The sequence below is a fragment of the Pedobacter sp. AC190 genome, from assembly GCF_979258025.1.
Genome location: NZ_OZ409824.1, coordinates 5,067,851 through 5,085,356 on the forward strand (window position 1 = coordinate 5,067,851; position 17,506 = coordinate 5,085,356).

Annotated in this window: 15 protein-coding genes; 3 read left to right on the top strand and 12 right to left on the bottom strand. The window is 35.7% G+C overall.

From position 1 onward, the window contains the following. Positions 1–35: 35 nt before the first annotated feature. The 12 genes from ACZZZI_RS22025 to spt form a co-directional block, all read right to left on the bottom strand. A complete protein-coding gene (locus tag ACZZZI_RS22025; RefSeq protein WP_463491433.1) occupies positions 36–1,403 on the bottom strand; it encodes an amidohydrolase in 1,368 nt (455 codons plus the stop codon). Positions 1,404–1,503: 100 nt separating this feature from the next. Beyond that, complete coding sequence (locus ACZZZI_RS22030) at positions 1,504–2,349, bottom strand: helix-turn-helix domain-containing protein (protein WP_463491435.1); 846 nt, start codon at positions 2,347–2,349, stop codon at positions 1,504–1,506. Positions 2,350–2,475: 126 nt separating this feature from the next. Next, positions 2,476–3,414, bottom strand: coding sequence for a phosphatase PAP2 family protein (locus tag ACZZZI_RS22035; RefSeq protein ID WP_463491437.1), 939 nt, complete (start codon positions 3,412–3,414; stop codon positions 2,476–2,478). Position 3,415: 1 nt separating this feature from the next. Next, complete coding sequence (locus tag ACZZZI_RS22040) at positions 3,416–4,036, bottom strand: sterol desaturase family protein (RefSeq protein ID WP_463491439.1); 621 nt, start codon at positions 4,034–4,036, stop codon at positions 3,416–3,418. 5 nt (positions 4,037–4,041) lie between these two features. Then, positions 4,042–5,322 carry a DUF4833 domain-containing protein gene (locus ACZZZI_RS22045; protein WP_463491441.1) on the bottom strand — a complete coding sequence of 427 codons (1,281 nt, stop codon included), beginning with the start codon at positions 5,320–5,322 and terminating at the stop codon, positions 4,042–4,044. Between the two features lie 10 nt (positions 5,323–5,332). After that, complete coding sequence (locus tag ACZZZI_RS22050; RefSeq protein WP_463491443.1) at positions 5,333–7,888, bottom strand: DUF5686 and carboxypeptidase-like regulatory domain-containing protein; 2,556 nt, start codon at positions 7,886–7,888, stop codon at positions 5,333–5,335. Further along, complete coding sequence (locus tag ACZZZI_RS22055; RefSeq protein ID WP_424059459.1) at positions 7,885–8,262, bottom strand: GtrA family protein; 378 nt, start codon at positions 8,260–8,262, stop codon at positions 7,885–7,887. Before ACZZZI_RS22055 ends, ACZZZI_RS22050 begins: the two co-directional genes overlap by 4 nt. A 6-nt stretch (positions 8,263–8,268) precedes the next feature. Then, positions 8,269–8,724 (bottom strand): phosphatidylglycerophosphatase A family protein, encoded by a 456-nt coding sequence (locus ACZZZI_RS22060; protein ID WP_463491445.1) that lies wholly within the window; start codon positions 8,722–8,724, stop codon positions 8,269–8,271. Further along, complete coding sequence (locus ACZZZI_RS22065) at positions 8,724–10,049, bottom strand: inositol-3-phosphate synthase (RefSeq protein ID WP_316756863.1); 1,326 nt, start codon at positions 10,047–10,049, stop codon at positions 8,724–8,726. Before ACZZZI_RS22065 ends, ACZZZI_RS22060 begins: the two co-directional genes overlap by 1 nt. 21 nt (positions 10,050–10,070) lie before the next feature. After that, positions 10,071–11,051 (bottom strand): NAD-dependent epimerase/dehydratase family protein, encoded by a 981-nt coding sequence (locus tag ACZZZI_RS22070; protein WP_463491448.1) that lies wholly within the window; start codon positions 11,049–11,051, stop codon positions 10,071–10,073. Beyond that, on the bottom strand, positions 11,048–12,169 hold the full coding sequence (locus tag ACZZZI_RS22075; protein WP_463491450.1) for a hypothetical protein: 1,122 nt from the start codon (positions 12,167–12,169) through the stop codon (positions 11,048–11,050). Before ACZZZI_RS22075 ends, ACZZZI_RS22070 begins: the two co-directional genes overlap by 4 nt. Continuing rightward, positions 12,166–13,371, bottom strand: a complete 1,206-nt coding sequence (gene spt, locus ACZZZI_RS22080) for a serine palmitoyltransferase (protein ID WP_316756857.1) — start codon at positions 13,369–13,371, stop codon at positions 12,166–12,168. The genes ACZZZI_RS22075 and spt overlap by 4 nt, the downstream gene beginning before the upstream one ends. A gap of 722 nt (positions 13,372–14,093) precedes the next feature. Between spt and ACZZZI_RS22085 the strand changes: the two genes are divergently transcribed. The 3 genes from ACZZZI_RS22085 to ACZZZI_RS22095 all read left to right on the top strand — a co-directional run bounded on the left by ACZZZI_RS22085 (position 14,094) and on the right by ACZZZI_RS22095 (position 17,058). Then, entirely contained in the window at positions 14,094–14,810 is a 717-nt protein-coding gene (locus tag ACZZZI_RS22085; protein WP_316756855.1) for a helix-turn-helix domain-containing protein, read from the top strand. Positions 14,811–15,613: 803 nt separating this feature from the next. After that, positions 15,614–16,159 (top strand): transposase, encoded by a 546-nt coding sequence (locus ACZZZI_RS22090; protein WP_463490387.1) that lies wholly within the window; start codon positions 15,614–15,616, stop codon positions 16,157–16,159. Next, entirely contained in the window at positions 16,156–17,058 is a 903-nt protein-coding gene (locus ACZZZI_RS22095; RefSeq protein WP_463490389.1) for an IS3 family transposase, read from the top strand. The genes ACZZZI_RS22090 and ACZZZI_RS22095 overlap by 4 nt, the downstream gene beginning before the upstream one ends. Positions 17,059–17,506 lie beyond the last annotated feature (448 nt).

Here is a 17,506-nt window from a genome sequence, read left to right on the forward strand (position 1 = left end):
GCCTTTCATTATCTATTAGAAAAAATTAATTCTTCTTAAAAAACAAGGTTTCCATCATGAATGAGCGATTTAACTGGCGATACCCTCGAAACCGCTTCTGCTGAACAGGAGGCATCTACTAGTACAACGTTCGCTGCGTCACCAACATTTGGCCATTGTCTATTTCCTTTATCATCTAATGGAACAATATTTCCCGTAGCAAGTTTTAATATCCTCGAGAGGTCGAATTCTGTACGATACCCGTAAATTTGTGCGGCGATATTTGCCTTTTGCAAAATACTACCTGTACCAAAAGTACTCCAATGGTCAACAATACAATCATTACCAGCAACTACTTCTACCCCATGTTTGTACAGGGTTGGTATTGGCATCGGATTACCAGAAAGCGGAATAGTTGATGCAATTCCGATTTTCGCAAGTCCAAGTTTTTCGGCAATTTCTTCTGTTTTATTTTTATCCAGATACCTTAGTGCAAAAGCATGACTAACATAGGTTTTGCCTTTCAGCACTGGATTCTCCATTACTTTGGCAATCAAATATTCGATTGTTTTCAAGCCCGATTCGCCACCTTCATGAAGATGAATATCAATACCTTTTCCATTATCAAGCGCTAGCTGCACCACAAAATCCATATGTTTTTCAATGCCTCCATCAATGCTAAATGGATCGAGTCCGCCAATAAAATCAATATCCATTTTTGCGGCTTCTTTCATTAATTCCTCAGATTTGGTGTAGTATATTCCATGCTGAGGAAAAGCAACCAGTTCTGCCTGAAAAGACGACTTTTTGTTTTGAAGTGCCGTTTCTAAATGCTTTAAAGAATTTAAACCAGAGGTAGGTTCGATATTTACATGAGACCTCGCATAACTTGTACCATATGATTGAAGTAATTCAATTAGCTTTTCGGTACGTGGTACAGAAGTTTTTAAAAGCTCAGGAATTATTTGCTGTTCAAAGGCAATCATATCCTTAACACTTTTATTTTTCTTCAAATGCGCCTGCCACGGAAGTCCATAATAGGTTTTATCTAAATGGATGTGCATATCTCTAAATGCAGGAAGCATCAAAAAACCTTTCGCATCAATTCCTTTGCCTTTAGGGTTATTTGGTAAAACACTTTTAATTTTCCCCTCTTCTATCTCAATTGTAAAAAGTGCTGTATTTGTTTTAATTACGTCATCCTGATCATAGGTAAATCCTGTTTCGAGCATAACGTTTTTTAGAATAAGCGTTTTGCCAGCAAAGATTTCCGTAATATGCTCACCTTCCATTGCCTGAGCCGAATTGAGCACACAGGTACTGGCAAGTAATATAGACGAGTTGCGGATAAAATCTTTTCTTGAGATAGATTGTGCTGTCATAATATCAAATTTCTTTGATACGAAAATAACACTATACTGCATTAACTCCTAAGTAGGATTTATGCTAAAAATTGTATAATTTATAACAACCCGATTTTAAGATTGCTTATTAATCCGTTTTAGCCGAAAAAAATATTACAATTTACATTTGCCCTCTAAATGCCTTTGGGGTTGTTTGCGTATATTTTTTAAAAAATTTAGAGAAATAGGCGATATCATAAAAACCAAGTTCTGATGCGATAGCTTTTATCGGCTTATTTGTGGTGAGCAACATTCTTTTTATTTCTAAAATTAAACGTTCGTGAATTAGAGCCGTTGCAGAAACATGAAAGTACTTTTTACAAAGTATGTTCAAATAATTGGCCGAAATATTCAGTTGGTTTGCATAAAATGAAACCAGTTTTTCACTTTTACAATGAGTATCAACAAGCGAGCGATATTTAAAAAGTATGGGTTTAGTTTTATAAACCGTTTGATTATTAAATATCATTTCTGCCTCTTCACTTATCATTAAAGCAATAAGTTTAACCCTTGCATTAATAATTTCAGAAAATATTAATGGTTTTCCGAACTCGGATTTAATTTGTTGAAATTCGTATAAAATTTTATTCAGCGTTTCTTTACTAAGGCTGATTACTGGATAGTTTTGATAAAGCGTTAATGAAAATCGCAAAGAATTAACCAGGGTTTCAAACATATTTCTGCTGATCATAACCTGATGTGCATGTGTTTCTTCCCTCAACTCCCATTTATGAATTTGCTCGGGAAATAAAATATGTAGCTGTGCCGCAGCTACCTCATAATCAACAAAATCGATGGTATGTGTTCCGCTCCCCTGCACAAAAAGCATGAAAAGAAAAAAATCGTGCTTATGTGCTTTTTCAATAAGCCTTTTTCCTTTTATTTCGTGATACAATAAATTGCTTTCCGAATTCTTACTCGAAAATTCAGTAATATCTAATATTGGGATTTTTGTAATTACATCCAATGCCAAGTAGTGTTTTAATAATCCAACCGAATAAGATCTACCTCTAAACCTTCATCCCATTTCAATTCAAAGTTAAGAATCGATTTTCAAAACCATCAACTACTATTTTTATCCCTAAGAGAGGCGCTATTTAATTAGATCGTAAAACTGGTTTAGTAGGTTCTTAAATCTTTCTGACTTTAAAAAAAGTTCGAAGGTTACTATCGCTAAAAGAGAACATAAAACACCTGCAATTACATCAAGAACATAATGGTGACTGTTGTAAACTGCTGCAAACCAAATCCCCAACATGACAACAGCAAAAAGTATATTTATAAATTTCAATCTGCTTTTAAGTCCGTAATACAAAACAATAAATGGGTAAGCCGAATGTAGAGAAGGCATAGCGGCAAAAACATTCGAGCCTTTACTGTAAATCCCCTGAAATAGTTGAATGTTAAAGTAATGGTCAAATCTGGATAAGCCAGCGGTATTTCCTGCAGTTGCAGAGATAAACTTAAAATCATGCTCTTGCACATACCAAGGTGGTGCGGCAGGAAAAATGTAGTAAATTATAAAACCTAAAAGATTAACCCACACAAAGGTTAGGGAGAAGTATATAAAGTATTTTCTATTTTTAAAGAAGAGATATGCAGCAAAACCTAAGGGCACTGGAATCCACATTAAATAAAAGAAACCCGTAAGCACATCTAAAAATGAGGTGGTATTAAGTTTCCAGTATTCATTTGGTGTAAGTATTAATCCATCAAAATTTATCCCGAAAAGCTTTTTTTCAAACAGATATAAATCCTCTATGTGTACAGCGTTGAAAAGATAGTTTGGAAAAGCCTTCATATAGTCGAAGATTATCCAATAAACGATAAATATGGAGAATGCGATGATAAATTTTCTCGTTCCAGAAGAAATATAAAATAGGGCATTAAAAATAAATACAAGTACTAACTGATCGGTTTTAAAACCGACCAATAGCACCGATAACAAAAGGTAAGCAATTGAAATAATTGCAGTTTTAATAACTGTACCGCTGGCGAAAAATGATTTTTCGAGGATGACATTTTCGGGCATACTACCTTTTATCAAAATTCGACTTAAATATATGATCCCAAAAAGTCCAGCTTACACCATAGCCTTTTGTAGAATCTGAGTAGTGATGCAACATATGATGCTGTTTTAGTTTTTTCCAGAACCCACTTTTAAAATTAGCATGATGTAATGCATAGTGAACCATATCGTAAAACAGATAACCAATCATAAAACCAGAAAAGAATGGATAAACTTTGGTTTCTGGCAATAACCAATCGAACAAAAAGTAAAAACCCAAAGCCATCGGAATGCTTGCAGAAGGCGGCATTACCAGTCGGTTTGCATCGTTTGGATAATCATGATGCACGCCATGAAATATAAAATGAATTTTTTTCCCCCACGCTACATCGGGTTCGAAGTGAAACACATAGCGGTGTAAAATATATTCGGTAATGGTCCAAATGGCTAAACCCAATAAGAACCAGCCAGCAAAGCTGATAACCGACATATTAATTTCTGCAAACGATTTATAAAATAAGCAACCAATAACCGGAATATATACGATTAATGGTACATAATATTTAACCTTTGAAAGGCTTTCCATAAAATCGCTTTTAAACATTCTTATGGATGATGATGAATTCGAGATAAAATTCTTCTTCATAGATTTTATATTTTAATTCGCTCTATTAATAATTTCGATGGCTCTTTTGCATCGTAACCTTTTATTTCTACATACTTAACGTTGGGGAGCCAAAAAGAACCACCTTCAATCCTCAAAAAAATACGCTCAATTTGTAGTTTTTTCTTATTAATTGTAGCATAAACATGATAACGCTTGTCAGCTTCTGATTTATTAAGATACATAGGTAGTTTTTTATGCGAGGTAAAACGAAGCTCGAACTGACCGTTTCCCATACTTTTAGTTAAAATTCCGTAAGCAAATTTTCGTTGGATATAGCTTAACTCTTTCTTTTCGCCCTTGTCATCATATCGCATCCAAAAAACATTAACAGGGTTATCCGCATTAACTTCTCCTTTTTTATCTAGATTTAACTGACAGATAATGGTATTCGTATTTGGATCTCGCTGAAGATAAAAAAGCTGATTACTGATATCTTTTGGTACTGGAAAAGTTATAGGTGAAGGATCTTGCGCCATAACAGAGTTGTTTATACCCAACAAACCAAAAACAAGCGTAAAGCCAACAATTAATGCCGCTTTATTACCGATTGTTCTTTCTGCTTTTTCCTGAGCTTCTAATCCCCTTTTTGCTTCCTGCAACCTTTTAACCGCTGTGATGTTGGTTAACAATGCCATTAAAGTTATCGGCATAGTGAATATCGACATAGTTTCGAAAACGTGAAATGAAATACCAGGAAGATAAATTTTGTAATCACCGCCAATGAAATGACCAGCAACACCGCAGGCAATAGCAAAAACGCCTATCGTTACCACACGCTCTGGCCGTTGCATCAACCCTCCTTTGCACTCTACACCAAGTCCTTCGGCTCTTGCTCGGGTATAACTTACCATCATCGAACCAATTAATGCGATAAAGGCAAATAAAGAACTTAAGAAATAATGATGAGCAACCAGATAATAGCAAATCCCTAAAAACATAATCATCTCGCTGTAACGGTCTAGCACGGAATCGTAAAGCGCACCAAATTTCGAGCTCATATTTCCTAATCTTGCTACCTGCCCATCCAACATATCAAAAAGCCCAGCGAAAAGCACCAAAGCACCACCCCAACCAATGTAAGACATATCTCCACGATTCGATTTTTCGGCACCTAATACAAAAATAACAGCAACACCAATATTCAGTATTAAACCAATTGTGGTAACTGCATTTGGCGTTAGCCCAATCTTAATCAAGCCTCTTACAAAAGGATTAATTACCTTATATATGCCCAACTGCAAGCTGTCTCTTAACTTTGCTTTCATAACTTTAATTTTAAAAATCGAATTTTACCCTGGCCCTAATTCCCCACTCAGATACTTCTGGATGATTTAAATAATTGAATCGCTTAACTAAGTCGACCCGCAGTAACTTAAAAATATTCCCAACCCCAACGCTACCTTCCATGTATGGATCATTTCCTAATGCGTAAGTTCGTTTCGAACCATCTTCATAATCAGGAAGTCTATATAAACTGGAAGTTAATGCAGGGTTATTTTCATCACGCAATCCACCATAAAGTGCCTTAAAAGAAACAACTTCTCTTAATTTTAACTTTTTCAGTAAAGGAATTTTGTTAAAGAAAAAACCATTAAAATTATGGTCTATGTTGATGCTTGCATAATGGTCGCTTACAAATTCTAGAAAATTCATCAAATTGTAAGAGTTAAGCTGATAAGCGTAAGTTTGGTTGGCTCGATGGATATCTAATAAAGGAAAAGGAACTTTACCAGCGATATAACCTCCTTCAATGGTTACATCACTGTAGCCCAATTGAGAAAGATAAAACCGCTTATCAATACTCCCCATAATATTGTGGTAGTTATATTCTCCACCCAGCAACCCCTTTAAGCCTGCAGTATATTTGAAATTAAAGACAGGATATCGATCGGTAATTGGTACGCGATATATTTTTCCCTGATAAAACTTTTCGTTTGGCGCATAACGCAGTTGTAACGACAATTCACTGGTTGTTAACCTATTTACAAACTGATTTGCATCATTCTGATAAAATAATCCTCCAGCAGGTGTTTGACTCCATTTTTTAAACCCCAAAGTATAAGAGAAATGATTTTCGTATTCCTTTACGTAATCTAAACGATAGAAATCGTTGTAGAGTAACATATCGTTAACCCCGCGTTTAAACGAAAGCAAGAAATTATCTTCTTGCACAAACTGTAATTCTTGTCCAGGTATTTTAGTATCTCGTTGAAAACTTGCTCTTATATAATTCTGAGGAAACTCATAAATCGACTTGTTGTTAATTGAGTACGTTGCCGATAAAAAAAACTTCCATTTTTCATCTTTAAAACCATAAGCGGCATAATTCTCAAAATAATAACGTTTGCTTAATTCTGGCGTTGTTCTTCCACCTAAACGCAATCGAAGTCCCTCTACATTATTAAAACTATAAAAGGTATTCACAGGTCCAATTTCGTAAGGACCAAGATTTTGATAACCCGCAAAAAGCAAGGTTACAATTTGCATAGTACGTTTAAATGATGGAAGATTTTGCAGGGTGTCGATATTGCCATAAATCTTTAACTCGTTCGCAGAAATTGTGTCTAATCGATTTTGTTGCCAGAACAAATCATCTTTTTTGCCTGCATCAGCTAAAACTGATGTACTTTTCCCTTGGAAGACCGTATCTGGCAAAGGCGCATCAAACTGGTATTTTTTGAAGGTAACGGTTCGCTCTCCAGTAAAACCAACACCCTTTGTTTTACCGATACCAAAATCCGTAAGTATCTTGCTTTTACTTAAATTATATTTTCCCGCAGCGTTCGGTTCAAAGGTTAAATCAATTTTTAAAGCTCTTACAAAATTCAGGTTTATGTTTTTGTTTACCCCGAATGATGCGCCTGTAATTGCATATTTACCATCATTAGTTACGTATATCTTCCCTTCAAACAGCATATCACCAGTATTACGTGGCGTAAAAGAAAGCTCAATAATTTGCGGTTTCTGATTTTTTAAGGTATCTGTAATAAAGAATTTATAAAACGCTGGCGCACCATCTGCAATCGGACTTAAAAAATCGTTACTAATAACCGATATGTTGTTTTTATAAATATCAATGTCTTGATACATCCGATCGAAATAGGTTTTCATTCCTTTATTATCGATATACCGACTATCAAACTGAACCTGCTTTTGTGCTACAATAACTGTTTTACTCTTTTCGGGTTCTCTACTTAAAAATTTATCCGATAGGCTTTCCTGAATATAAATTGGCAAAAGATTTTTCCCCCCAATTAAGGTTGAATCCTGTTCCTGAAATAGAAATTGATAATTTCGGAACATCTTTTTGTTCTTAAATTTCTCTGACACATTACTTACCGAAAACAACATTTTTTCATATTGCTGATAAGCCACTGTTTGATAACTTTTAATGCGGTTTTCGTCTTTATGCGCAATAACCTGCCTAATCAATTCTACTGCTGGATTATCTTTATTCCGATATTTAATTTTCTTTCCGCCAACAATAATCACTTCATCCAGCGAATTTGAACTCGGCACAAGCAACACATCCGTTTGCTGCGTTGCAGAAGGCATAATATTTTTACTTGCAATAGTGTAACCAACAGAATTAAAACTTAAACCGCTTTGAGGCTCGCCCGAACTTATGTTATAATTTCCATTAATATCGGTTTGAGTACCGATTTTGGTATCCTTAAAAAAAACAGAAACATTAGGCAGCGTTTCTTTGGTGACGGCATCACGTACCGTGCCCGAAACTACAGTTGCCTGAGCAAGAGCATCGCTGCTGAGCAATAAATTTAATATTGAAAACAAGCCAATAAAAAAAGAAATTAACGGTAATTGTTTCATTTAACGGAGAAAATAAACAGCTTTTGCATATAATAATTGTAGCTTATACCAACCGAAATCGATACAAATACTTTGGAGAGCATGTAATTGATATTAAAAAAATGAGTAAAAAAGTAAACGCCAAGCGTTACTAATATTAAGTTGCCAACCCAAACCAAAATATACTTAAGCGCCTGCCATTTGAGTGCTTTTGAAGCCGCATCAAAAACCCAGAACCTATTGATGTAAAAGTTTACCATTCCTCCGCAAACTGTTCCGATAATACTAGCTGTTAAATACCAGGAGCTGAAAAAGTTCGCTACTAACAGCGTGACTAAAAAATCTACAGCGGTAGCGGTTAATGATGAAGCCTGGGCTTTGAAGTACCTTAACATTAGAGATTAAAATAACCCGAAGGAAACAATCACTTGAAGAACGATACTTGAATATGCTCCAGCCAATACATCATCGGCCATTACACCTAATCCGCCAGGTAACGCTTCCATTTTTTTGATGTAAAAGGGTTTTAAAATATCGAAAAACCTAAAAAGTATTAAGCCCAGAATAATGTAAACAGGTTTTAACGGTGTCCCCAATAAGGCAATGCACATACCAACAACTTCATCAATAACTACCCTCTGATGGTCTTTGCCCCACTCATCTTCAACAACATCGGCAGAGATTGTGCCTATTAGCGTTAAAAACAAAGTAATGAGCAGTGGCCATAAATAAGGATTTGTATAAATGGTTTGCGAAAAGTACCAGCAAAGGCAGGTCGCGATTGCAGCGATGGTTCCTGCCCCTTTGCCAATGTACCCGATGCCGAAAACGGTTGATATGATTTTATGGAATAGCACTACAGCGTTTCTACCAATTCTTCTTCATAATCTTGCCCTAAATGCGTAATAAGCTCCTCGCCCATTATGTAGCGCAAAGTATTTTGAAGTTTCATTAATTGTTTAAAAATGTCGTTTTCTGCAGGTACACCTGGAATGGTTTGTGGCGATTTTAAATAGAACGATAACCATTCTTGAATACCAGACATATTAGCTCTTTTCGCCAAATCCATAAACAAAGCCAAATCCAAAACAATTGGTGCAGCTAAAATCGAATCGCGGCATAAGAAGTTAATCTTGATTTGCATTTTATAACCCAACCACCCGAAAATATCGATGTTATCCCAGCTTTCTTTGTTATCGCCATGCGGCGGATAATAGTTAATTCTGATTTTATGGTACATATCGCCATACAAATCTGGATTTACTTCTGGTTTAAAAATATCTTCCAGTACGCCTAATTTTGATACTTCTTTTGTTTTAAAGTTATCTGGGTCATCCAATACTAAACCATCGCGATTACCTAAAATATTATCAGAGAACCAGCCATTAACACCTAAAGAACGTGCTGCTAAACCTGGCGCCAAAATGGTTTTCATTAAGGTTTGACCAGTTTTAAAATCTTTCCCAGCGATTGGCGTATTGGTTTCTTTTGCCAATTCGATTAAAGCTGGAATATCTACCGTTAAGTTTGGAGCACCATTAGCAAAAGGAACGCCTAATTTTAAAGCTGCATAAGCATAAATCATACTTGGTGCAATTAGTGGATCGTTATCTCTTAAGCCTTGTTCAAAGGCCGCAAGCGATTCGTGAACCGCAGATGGTTCAAAATAAATTTCGGTAGAACCACACCAAACCAATACAATTCTATCGCAGTTATTTTCGCTTTTGAAGTTTTTAATATCTTCCATCACCTCTTGCGCCAACTCGTACCTGTTTTCGGTTTGCTTAACATGCGTACCTGTAAGGTTTTTTACATAATTCCGATCAAATGCAGCACGCATTGGTTTTATTGCCTGTAATTCCTCACGCACGTCACGCAGAAGGTTTGCATCTAAAACTCTTGCATTAAGTGCAGCTTCGTAAACGTTATCTTCATATACATCCCAACCACCAAAAACGAGGTTTTCGAGATTTGCCAAAGGCACAAAATCTTTAATTTTTGGTTCTTTTTTCTCCGTTCTTTTACCAATGCGGATGCTTCCCATTTGGGTTAAAGAGCCAATTGGTTTTGATAAGCCTTTTTTTACAGCAGCTACCCCAGCAATCATGGTTGTGGCAACAGCACCAAGACCTGGCATTAATATTCCAAGTTTGCCATCGGCTGATTTTACTTGTTCTTTCATTCTATCTTATTTTAATTTTATTTATAACCAATTATTTTCTTTGTACCAGGTAATCGTTTCCTTAATACCACCCTCCAATTGGTATTTTGGTTTAAACCCAATATCATTTTGTAAACTGTCTATACTACATGCCCAACTGCTTGCGGTTAATTCTTTTATTTTATCCACGTTAAGCGTTGGTACTTTATTAAATACCTTGTAGGTGTGCTCCAGGCCCCACGCAAGCCCCTTAATAATTGTTGATGGTACCTTAACTACAAGTGTTTTCTTTTTTAATGCGAGCCTGGTGTATTCTGCTAAAGAGAAGCGATTGTAAATTTCACCATCAGAAATGTGGTAAGTTTTATAAACCAAATCCGACTTGAGCACCTTTAAAATGGCCTCTGCCAAATCTGTAACATGTATAAAAGTTAGTGGTTGCTGCTGCGTTCCTATGTAAAACTCCAAACCCGAATTAATTGCTTTTATCAAGATAAAAATGTCTTTTTCGCGGGGACCATAAACTGCAGTCGGCCGAAATACAATTAATGGCAAATTTTTAAGCTGACTTAAATAGGTTTCGGCTAAAGCTTTGCTTCTTCCGTAATCTGTTACTGGGTTGGATAAACTAATTGCATCATGTTGACCCAATAATGGACCTCTTGCAGCCAAACTACTTACAAACACAAATTTTTCTATTTTATGAGTAGCCGTTGATGCCGCGATTGCAAAGTTTCGGGTGTAAATTGCGTTGATATGAAAATAAGCTTCACGGTTTTTTGCCTTGGTTGTAGCAGCCGCATGAATAATGTAATTGTATTTCTTTTCTTCGATATGATGTTTCATCTGCCCTATCGATTCGAAATCTAATTCAACATAATTAACAGCAAAATCGGCTAAATGAGCAACTATGCTTTGCCTGCGTACACTAACATAAACTTCCAGATTATTATCTAAAGCCGCCTGAATAAGATGATATCCAACAAATCCAGTTGCACCAGTAATCAACACCCGCTTTTTCATATCGCCTTTTCTAAAATTCTATATTTTCGGTATAGCTTTCCGCCTATATCCTCAATTGGCTTGTTAATCATATCGTTATGATCCAACGTCCAGCTTGCTTCGGCATATTTCATATTCTTTGCAGAAAAACTCTTAATAATATGTCCATATAAGCATGCCTCAATACCCATTTTTCGATATCCATCAACTACCCCAAGCAATAAAATTCTAATGCCGTCTATCTTTTTCTTGCCCGTTAAAAGCTTAATTAAGCCTGTCGGAAATAATCGTCCACGTTTTATTTTAATCTGAATTTGGTTGATATCAGGAATTGCCAAGGCAAAGCCAACAATTTTGCCGTTTTGCTCAGCCATTATGCAGAAATCTGGATCAAGAATGAGTTTTAAGTCTTTCGCTGTATAATCAAACTCCTTATCCGTCATAGGTACGAAACCCAGGTTTTTATCCCAAGCCTTGTTATAAACCTCACGGATAGCTTCTTTATCCTGATTAAAGTTTTTCATATTGATGGTCCGAATCACGATATCATTCCGTTTTAAACGCTCTTCAATCCGATCAATTAGTTTTACCGATCTATCGCTATAATTACCTGTAGTATATCGGTACGCTCTTAAATCAACATTTTTTTCGAAACCTAATTGCTCTAACCTATTAAGGTAATAAGGTGCGTTATATGGCATCATGGCAACTGGAGGCCCATCAAAACCATCTATCAGTAAACCACAGGTTTCATTCGTCGAGAAATTTACTGGCCCTAAAATCCTATTTAATCCTTTTTCTGCTAGCCAGTTTTGAGCGGCCTCGAATAATAAACTAACTATATCCTGACTGTTAACCACATCGAAAAAGCCGAAAAAACCATCTGTAGCATTATATAATTTATTATGGTTGGTGTTGTTAATTGCAGCAATCCGTCCAACTATTTTTTCATCTTCATAAGCTAAAAAAAGTTGAATTTCCGAGTGCTCATAAAAAGGATGCTTTCCTGGCGAAAGTAAATCGCGTTGAGCTATAAAAAGCTCTGGCACATAATTTACATCATTCGCATAAAGCTCATGCGGAAAATCAATGAATGCACCAAGCTCAGTTTTAGTTGAAACTTTAACTATTTTTTTCATGATTGAAGCCCCACCAAATCAACATTAACAGCTTTAAAAGCACTTGTAAGTTTTTCTATGGCAATTTCGATTTGCTCAAAACTGTGCGTAGCCATTAAAGAAAACCTAATGAGCGAAGAACCTGACGGAACTGCAGGAGAAACTACTGGATTTACAAACACCCCATTTTGCTGCAAGATGTTGGTAATCATAAAAGTTTTAGTATTATCTCTTATATAAACTGGAATAATTGGGCTATTGCTATGACCAATATCAAAGCCTGATTCTAAAAGCAGTTTTTTTGCATATTCTGTATTTTGCCAAAGCTTATCAATACGCTCAGGCTCAGACTCGATGATATCTAAAGCAGCAATTACACTTGCTACGGCCGAAGGCGGCATACTTGCGCTAAACATAAGCGAGCGGGCACGATGTTTTATAAATTCTATCGTTGCGGCATCACCAGCAATAAAACCACCTAAAGAGGCTAGTGATTTACTGAATGTACCCATTATTAAATCGACCTTATTGGTAAGATTGAAATGAGATGCCGTTCCAGCGCCATTAAAACCAATTACACCCAAACTATGGGCATCATCCATCATCACGTTAGCGCCAAATTCATCAGCAATTTGAACCAATTCTGGTAGATTAACCAAATCGCCTTCCATACTGAAAATACCATCGGATACGATTAACTTTGCCGCATCTTCTGGTAATCTGCTCAATTTCCTCCTCAAATCGCCCATGTCGTTATGAGCGTATTTTATCGTTCTGGAAAAAGATAATCGACTTCCATCTATAATTGAGGCATGGTCATACTCGTCTAAAATCAAATAATCATTCCGATCAAGCAAACAGGAAATTACCCCTAAATTAACCTGAAAACCTGTACTAAAAAGTACAGCTGCCTCTTTAGAAACATACTCCGCTAAACGGTTTTCTAAATTTATATGAATATCGAGCGAGCCATTTAAAAACCTTGAACCTGCACAGCCTGTTCCATATTTTTCTATGGCAATTTTTGCTGCTTCTTTTATTTTGGGGTGGTTAGTTAGACCTAAATACGAATTCGATCCAAACATCAGCACCTTTTTTCCATTAATAATCACTTCAGTGTCTTGAGCAGATTCTATTGATCTGAAGTAAGGATAAAGCCCTTTTTCCTTAATGATAGAGGCATCTTTAAATGCATCAATCCTATCTATTAATTTTTTGCGCATACTGGATGGTAATACTCCCTTATTTTATTGTTTATTAAAACCCTTGTCTTTTTTGTTTGCACGCATTTGGCGCAAAAACAAGTTCCATCAGATTATTATTTGCAAACAATTTGATAACGCAATTTTAACGTTGAAAGCCTCGATAAAAAAGGTTCAAAAGTGGGAACTATTGGTCAAAAAGGTGGATTGAAAAAATGTGACATTTAAATGAATTGACTATTCGACTTCCTGACTTTTATTATAAATAGGTAAAACAGTAGAAATTAAGCGATTACAAAGCAAATACTCAAACAAAAATCTATATATCAATAAGTTATTGACAATTAAAAATCAATCAAACGATTAAATTCTTATCAGAAATTAGTCATAATAAAAAAAATAAATTTGAAAAATAGATTGAAATATTAGATTTGCTATCGTCAAAAACAGTCAGATATCAGGGGACTATATTGCGAAAAATGAGGCTTTATTTTTATTAAGAAAGGCGTGGAAATATCTGTTAAAAAACTGTTACGAAACACTAAAAATCCATGCAGCAACAGCTTCTTAACAATAACGATCAGGTCGTTAATATCGACAAGAAATTTCCGCCATTAGAAGATTTGGAGGTTAGCTATTTCGAGAACTATATTCCTGATTTTTGCCACAATCAACCCTTTCGGGCCAGCTCCTACGCATTTATCCTAATTATTAAAGGAAAGTTAAATATTAAGACTAATTTCTTGCCCGAAACTTTAAAAGAAAGGGATATTCATTTTGTTTTTCCAGATTCAATTTACGAGATCACGAACGATCCGAACATATCCTTTATAAAAGTTGGATTCAGCAAAGCGTATTTGAAAAAACAGGGTATATTTTTAAGTAGCGCCCAGAGTTATAGGTTATTTATGACGCAATCCATTAATAAGTTTTCACTTACTAAGGAAGAGTATACAGATTTATATCATGATATAATTTCTTTACAAAAAAAATTAAAACTCCAGGCAGATATCCCTCATCGAAATGAAATTATTAGAAATAGTTTCACAGAAATAGTTTACGATTTGATTTTGCTAAGCAACAAAAGACAGGTTTTAGAGCCCGCAAAAAGGGATAGCAAACTGGAGTTAACAACTAATTTTCTTAATTTACTTTCAGAGCATTTTAAAGAAGAAAAACGGGTAATTTATTATGCAAATAAATTATGTATTACGCCAAGGCATCTTTCGCAAGTAGTAAAACAAGTAACTGAAAAAACCGCAGGAGAGCTTATAGACGATATAGTTATCGGGGAAGCAAAAATTTTACTGAATAATCCGTTGCTAAATATTTCTGAAGTTGCATTAGCATTGAAATTTAGCAATTCCTCTTTCTTTGGGAAATTTTTCAAAAAGCAAACCGGCCTTTCTCCCTCTGATTACAAACAAAAAAATCCGATTGCACAGCATACTATTTTTTAAGAGCAACCAAAGGTTTCTTTGCTTTTTTCTCTATTTCTGATCGTGCCATCTACGATTTTTCATTCCATTTATCTTTAAACAGGGCTATAAAAAATTGAGTCAGATTAATCCTTTATCACTATTAAGTGACAAGTATTATATTTGAAATAAAACCACCGAATAGTCACATATTTATAAGCTTGGTTTAGTTATAAACAATTAACCGAAATAATAGATTAATTGGCCCACATTGCAAACATTAAATTTGATGAAAACAGCCAACACAAAAAGAATGACCATATTTTTAGTTCTCAGCTTGATATCGATATTAGCCATAATAATTTCATCCATAATCTTAATAAATACCAATGGTATGGACCAAAGGCTACAAGGGTGGGTAAATTTACTTTGGATTCCTCTAGCACTTGTATTTCTAATTATTGATCGAGTTTGTGTAAGAAAATTTGGTACTAGAGCCGTAAATAAGATCGAACTTTATATTATAAGCATCTTATTTTTACTGTTTATAATTAACTGGATCAGACTGCAGCTTCAGAAATAGAAATCAGGAAACCAATATATTCTTAAAGATATTAAATCTGATAGCAAGATACTTGCCCTCTTTAACAGAAAAAGCCTAACAGTAAACAATATCTGTTAGGCTTTTGCTTGGTGGATTATGCCGTCCTATTGTAGAACAATTTGGCTTTTGAAATCATACACAATAACCGCTTTTAGCTTCCTCCTTATACCGTCTATAAACACTAGTGTTACAGTTAAGGACTCTGTCGATTCCTAAAAAAGCTATACACTAAAAACAGTGTATGGAAACAAAAGAAACAGCATTAATTTATTCATCTCGGACCAGTAAACAACAAAAATTTGATAAGCGTCTAATTTCGCATATCGTTAGCCTTGTTGAGCAGGGAGTACCCCGTAAGGATTTAATCCTGGAGTACGGCATGAGTTCAAGATCACTTGAAGCCTGGCTATTTCAACATGGCTATCGTAGTGGAAATAAGTCTTATACAGAATCTGAGCGTCGTTCTGTAGTACGTGCTATAGAGTCCGGTATGAGCTTAAAACAAGCACGTATTTCATTCAATATCAGTAGTGCTTCATTGATAAATCAGTGGATCAAGAGATTTAAGCAGGAAAATTCCGAACTTAGAGATTTCTCATCCTTAGATATGTCAAAGAATCAGCAGACACCAGAAACATCTGAAGCCTTAGAACTCCAAGCCTTGAAAAAGGCTTTGGCAGAGGCTAATCTGAAAATCAGGGCATTGGATACCATGATTGATATTGCAGAAGATCAACTTAAGATAGATATCAGAAAAAAGTCTGGTGCCAGGCAGTCATCAAAATGAAACAGGACTTTCCCAAATTAGGGATCAAGTTACTGTGCAGACTGTTTGGCAAGACAAGACATGCTTATTACGATCATCAGTGGAGAATACAAGACCTGGGCTTGAAAGATGATATTGTGTTGCAGCATGTATTCGATATCCGTAAGAAACAAAACAGAATAGGCACCCTAAAATTACACTACATGCTACAGCAACCCTTGGAGAAACATGGTATTAAAATCGGAAGGGACTACCTTTTTAACCTAATGCGGGAACATGGCTTGCACATCAGGAACCGAAAAAGAAAAGTAGTGACCACCAATTCAAGGCATTGGATGCATAAATACAACAATCTAATTAAAATACTGGTAGTTAACGGGCCTGAGCAGGTATGGGTAAGTGATATCACTTATATCCAGCTTAGAAAGCAATGGGGATACCTGAGCCTGATCACGGACGCCTATTCGAAGAAGATCATGGGCTGGGCTTTCAGGAAAGATCTGTCTGCACAGGGCTGCATAGATGCCCTGCGAATGGCTATAGCTGATCGAAAATATCCTCAGAACAAACTGATTCATCATTCTGACAGAGGATCGCAATATTGTAGTAAAAGCTATGTAGAGATACTTACAGATGGAAATATTGCTGTAAGCATGACTGAAAATGGAGATCCGTATGAGAATGCCATAGCGGAGCGGGTAAATGGCATACTAAAAGCAGAGTTTGACTTATATGGAGCACAAACAGGGCTAAGGGAAACCACGAGAAAGATCAGAGACAATATCCAGGTATATAATCAGATAAGACCACATGCCAGCTGTGACTATCTTACACCTGAACAAGCCCACCTTAAACAGGGAGAACTGAAAAAAAGGTGGAAGCCTAAAAAATATAAATCAGATCAAAACACAAATGTATAGTTCACACAGAATTACCAAATTTGGATGTATAGTCAATTCAAAATTAAATCAATAACCTGTATAGCTATAGAAGGATAAGACACTCTACCGCACTTTGTTCGTGTCTTGTTCGTCTCTCGTTCGTCTTTCGTTCGGGAAAATTGAATCAAAATACGGAGAAAATACGGCCAATATACAGGCCAGCTTTAGGCCAGTTGTAGGCTTAACATTCTCTTATCCTTAACGAGTCCTTAAACTAAGCAGAAGATGATCTTTTGTTTGATATTTAACTTTTCGGGAACAACATTATAATGTAAATATGTTCCGCATAAGCCAATTAATAGATTAGCATTCAAATACTTTAAAATTCATCGTCCGTTCAACACCTTATAAAATATTTACTGTCAAATAAACTAAATGTCCAGATCGTCCTATTGATCACGATTAATACATTTTGATGTAATTGGTT